The 4,452-nt window shown below is 68.8% G+C and carries 5 protein-coding genes; all 5 read right to left on the bottom strand.

From position 1 onward, the window contains the following. On the bottom strand, nucleotides 1-1,503 hold a 1,503-nt coding region (locus AC6EI8_RS24625), incomplete at its 3' end, for a glycine betaine uptake BCCT transporter (protein WP_498383141.1). 175 nt (nucleotides 1,504-1,678) lie between these two features. Further along, entirely contained in the window at nucleotides 1,679-2,401 is a 723-nt protein-coding gene (locus AC6EI8_RS24620) for an LrgB family protein (RefSeq protein WP_006578593.1), read from the bottom strand. Next, nucleotides 2,398-2,832, bottom strand: coding sequence for a CidA/LrgA family protein (locus tag AC6EI8_RS24615; protein WP_498383140.1), 435 nt, complete (start codon nucleotides 2,830-2,832; stop codon nucleotides 2,398-2,400). Before AC6EI8_RS24615 ends, AC6EI8_RS24620 begins: the two co-directional genes overlap by 4 nt. 68 nt (nucleotides 2,833-2,900) lie before the next feature. Continuing rightward, nucleotides 2,901-4,145, bottom strand: a complete 1,245-nt coding sequence (gene glcF / locus AC6EI8_RS24610) for a glycolate oxidase subunit GlcF (RefSeq protein ID WP_150083381.1) — start codon at nucleotides 4,143-4,145, stop codon at nucleotides 2,901-2,903. 158 nt (nucleotides 4,146-4,303) lie between these two features. Further along, nucleotides 4,304-4,452, bottom strand: a 149-nt coding sequence (locus AC6EI8_RS24605; protein WP_498383142.1) for an FAD-linked oxidase C-terminal domain-containing protein, incomplete at its 5' end; no start/stop codon positions are given.

Raw genomic sequence — 4,452 nt, 5'->3', positions numbered from 1 at the left:
CTCCAGCAGCCGGTCGCGCGCGCGGTGGCGGCGCTCCAGCCGGTTCGATTCCTCGTCGAGCGCGCGGAACAGGCTGAAGCACATCGCCGCCATCACCACCGCGAAGGGCAGCGCCGCCAGGATCGACATCGACTGCAGCCCCTTCAGCCCGCCGGACACCAGCAGCACCCCGGCGATCAGCGCGATCAGCACGCCCCAGATCAGCTTGAGCCGCGCCGGCGGACGCGGATTGCCGTGGTCGGACATCATGCCGAGCACGAAGGTGGCCGAGTCGGCCGAGGTCACGAAGAACACCGTGACCAGCACGATCGCCAGGATCGAGGTCAGCGTCGCCGCCGGGTAGGCCTCCAGCAGCGCGAACAGCGCCAGCGAGGGGTCCTGCTGCACCGCCTGCACCACCGGCACGTTCTCGAACATCGACGCATACAGCCCCGCGCCGCCAAAGACGCCGAACCACAGGAAGCTGATCAGCGTCGGCGCCAGCAGCACGCCGACGATGAACTCGCGGATGGTGCGGCCCTTCGAGATGCGGGCGATGAAGGTGCCCACGAAGGGCGCCCACGCGATCCACCAGGCCCAGTAGAACAGCGTCCAGTCGGCGACCCAGGTGCCCTTGCTGAACGGCGTCATGCGCATGCTCATGCCGACCAGGTTGTCCAGGTAGGCGCCGACCGTGGTGGTCAGCGCGTCCAGGATGAACGACGTCGGCCCCAGCACGAACACCGTCAACAGCAGCAGCACGGCCAGCACCATGTTCAGGTTGCTGAGCCACTGGATGCCGCGCGTCAGGCCGCTCAGCGACGACAGGATGTACAGCGCGCCGGCGACCGCGATGATGATCAGCTCGACCGCGATATCGTTGGGTATGCCGAACACCCGGTACAGGCCGGCATTGATCTGCAGCGCGCCCAGTCCCAGCGAGGTGGCCACGCCGAAGGCGGTGGCGATCAGCGCCAACACGTCGATCCATTTGCCGAGTGGCCCGTTGGCGCGCTCGCCGATCAGCGGCTCGAAGGTGGTGCTGATCAGCATCGGCCGGTCGCGGTTGAACTGGAAGAAGGCCAGCGCCAGCGCGACGATCGAGTAGGCCGCCCACGGATGCAGCCCCCAGTGGAAGAAGGCGTAGCGCAGCCCGGTGCCGGCCGCCTGCGGCGTCAGCGGTTCGAGGCCGAGCGGCGGCTTGATCAGGTGGGAGACCGGCTCGGCCACGCCCCAGAAGACCAGGCCGATGCCCATGCCGGCGGCGAACAGCATCGAGAACCAGCTGAGCCGGTGGAACTGCGGCTCGGCGTCCTCCCCGCCGAGCCGGATGCTGCCGAAGCGGCCGAACGCCAGGTACAGCGCGAACACCAGGAAGCCGAACATCGAGAGCAGGTAGAACCAGCCGAAGCGCGCGATCACGCCCGTCAGCAGCCATTGCATGGTGGTGCCGAGCTGGTCGGGCGCCAGCGCGCCCCACAGCACGAACAGCGAGACGAGCGCCAGAGCGAGCTTCAGTACCATCGCGTTCTCCCTTCGGTTGTCGTTCGGTCCTGCGGCGCCGGGCGCGGGCGTGCTTGGATGCGTTTGGCTGCGTTCAGGAACCTCAGCCAGGCTCAGGCGCGCCCAGGCCCGCGTTCAGACACGCGCCCAGGCACGCCCAAGCGCATGCCTGCGTGTACCAGCCGCGAAGCCCGGCTCAGCGCGGCATCCACGTCGCCAGCAAGGGCACCAGCACCGCGGTCAGCACGCCGTTCAGGCCCATGCCGAGCGCGGCAAAGGCGCCGGCCTCCTGGTTGACCTGGAAGGCCCGTGCGGTACCGATGCCGTGCGCCGCCAGCCCGGTGGCGAAGCCGCGCACGCTGTAGTCGCGCATGCCGAGCAGGTTCAGGATCTTGGTCGCGCTGATCGCGCCGATGATGCCGGTGCCCATCACCAGCACCGCGGTCAGCGACGGCAGGCCGCCGATCTTCTCGGCCACGCCCATCGCGATCGGAATGGTCACCGACTTGGGCGCCAGCGAGCGCACCACCTCGGGAGAAGCGCCCAGCAGCCAGGCGATGCCGACCGCCGACACCACCGCGACCAGCGAGCCGGCCAGCAGCCCGCCGAGCAGCGGCAGCACGTGCGCGCGCAGCTTCGGCAGCTGCTGGTAGAGCGGCACCGCCAGCGCCACCGTGGCCGGACCAAGCAGGAAGTGCACGAATTGCGCGCCGTCGAAGTAGGTCTGGTACGGCGTGCCGGTCACCGTCAGCACCGCGACCAGCAGCGCGACCGAGATCATCACCGGATTGGCCAGCGGCGAGAAACGCGCGCGTTCGTAGATGCGGAAGGCGAACACATAGGCCAGCAGCGTCGCGGTCAGCCCGAGCAGCGGGCTGGCGGCCAGATAGACCCAGATCTCGTTCAGGCGCGGGGTCATTGGCGCTCTCCCGCGTCGCTGGCGGCATCGTCCGCGGAGGGGCCGGCGGAGGACGCCGGGGAGGCCGGAGAGGCCGGAGAGGCCGGAGAGGCCGGGGGTTTGCGCATCAGCGCGCGCGTGACCAGCGCCGTGGTGGCGATCGCCAGCCAGGTCGACAACACCAGCGCGACGATGATCGGCATCCATTCGCCGCCGATGCGGCTGCCGTGCACCATGATGCCGACGCCGGCCGGCACGAACAGCAGCGACAGATGCTTGAGCAGCTCGGCGGTGGTGCCCTGGATGATCGCCAGCAGGCGATCGTCGATCGCGAGCCAGCAGAACAGCAGGATCATGCCGATCACGGGACCGGGCACGGGCAGGCGCAGCGCGTAGCTGAACACCTCGCCCACGGATTGGAATACCAGCAGGATGGCAAGCGTCTGGAGCATGCGAGGGACAGGTTGGTCGGCCAGGCGGAATCACCGCGATTCCACCGGCGGCAGCCTCCCGCGCACCGTCAACCGAGCATGCGATCCACCAGTTCGATCCAGTGCAGCACCGGCGTCTGCGTGCCGCTTTGCAGATGGGTGATGCAGCCGATATTGGCGGACACGATGGTGTCCGGCTGCGTGGCCTGCAGTTTGGCGAGCTTGTCGTCGCGCAGGCGATAGGCCAGGTCCGGCTGCAACACCGAGTAGGTACCCGCCGATCCGCAGCACAGGTGGCTGTCAGCGCAGAGTTTGACCTCCACGCCGAGTGCGGTCAAGAGCGCCTCCACCTTGCCGCGAATCTGCTGGCCGTGCTGCAGCGTGCAGGGCGGGTGCCATGCGACGCGCTGCGCGGGCGGCGGCGCGGCCTCGGCCAGGCGTTGCAGCGGCTCGGCAAACGCGGGCAGCAGTTCGGACACGTCGCGCGTCAGCGCCGAGATGCGCGCCGCGCGTTCGGCGTACTTCGGGTCATGGCGCAGCAGATGGCCGTACTCCTTGACCATCACGCCGCAGCCCGAGGCGTTCATCACGATGGCTTCGGCGCCGGCCTCGACGTGCGGCCACCATGCATCGATATTGCGGCGCATATTGTCGAGCCCGCCCGGATGGTCGCCATTGTGGTAACGGATTGCCCCGCAACAACCTGCCTCGGGCGCGACCACCATCTGCACGCCGAGACGATCGAACACGCGCGCGGTCGCGGCATTGATGTCGGGCGACATCGACGGCTGCACGCAGCCGGCCAGCAGCAGCATCTTGCGGGCGTGCTCGCGTTGCGGCCACGCGCCGGCCGGCGCGGCCACCGGCACCTTGTTGCGCAGCACCTCGGGCAGCAGCGGACGCACCAGCTGTCCCATGCGCATTGCCGCGCCGAACAGGCGTGGGCGCGTCAGCCCTTCGCGCAGCACCCAGCGCGCGATGCGCTGGCGTGCCGGACGATGCAGGCCCTGCTCGGCCAGCCGCTCGTCGACGACCTGGCGGCCGATATCGACCAGCCGGCCGTAGGTCACGCCCGACGGGCAGGTCGATTCGCAGTTGCGGCAGGTCAGGCAGCGGTCCAGATGCAGGCGCGTGCTTTCGGTGACGGGGTTGCCTTCCAGCACCTGCTTCATCAGGTAGATGCGTCCGCGCGGCCCGTCGAGCTCGTCGCCGAGCAGCTGGTAGGTCGGACAGGTCGCGGTACAGAAGCCGCAGTGCACGCACTTGCCGACGATGGACTTGGCTTCTTCGCCATCGGGCGTGTCGCGGAGGAAATCGGCCAGGGTCGTTTGCATGATAGGGACCAGAGTGGTTGTCGCGCCGGCTTGTCGTTTGGCTTGTCGTCGGGCTTGTCGCCTGTGTTTGTCGTGGGGACTTGCCGGGGCGTTTGTCTAGCGGATCGGGGATGGCGCGCAATGGAGCCGGGAATGGAGCCGGGAATGGAGCGCCAAATTCAGAGGTCCGGGTACAGCCGCCCCGGATTGAAGATGCCGGCCGGATCGAAGGCCGCCTTCAGCCGCGCGTGGATCGCCATCAGCGGCGCCGACTGCGGCGTGAACACGCCTTCGGACTTGTCGCCGTTACGGAACAGCGTCGCGTGCC

It is taken from the genome of Cupriavidus sp. R6-3, assembly GCF_059772245.1.
This window is presented reverse-complemented; position numbering and strand designations above follow the sequence as displayed.

What these genes read in the sequence shown, in the direction of transcription:
- AC6EI8_RS24620 (WP_006578593.1), bottom strand. Translation starts at nt 2,401, where the DNA reads ATGACCCCGCGCCTGAACGAGATCTGGGTCTATCTGGCCGCCAGCCCG.
- AC6EI8_RS24615 (WP_498383140.1), bottom strand. Translation starts at nt 2,832, where the DNA reads ATGCTCCAGACGCTTGCCATCCTGCTGGTATTCCAATCCGTGGGCGAG.
- glcF (WP_150083381.1), bottom strand. Translation starts at nt 4,145, where the DNA reads ATGCAAACGACCCTGGCCGATTTCCTCCGCGACACGCCCGATGGCGAA.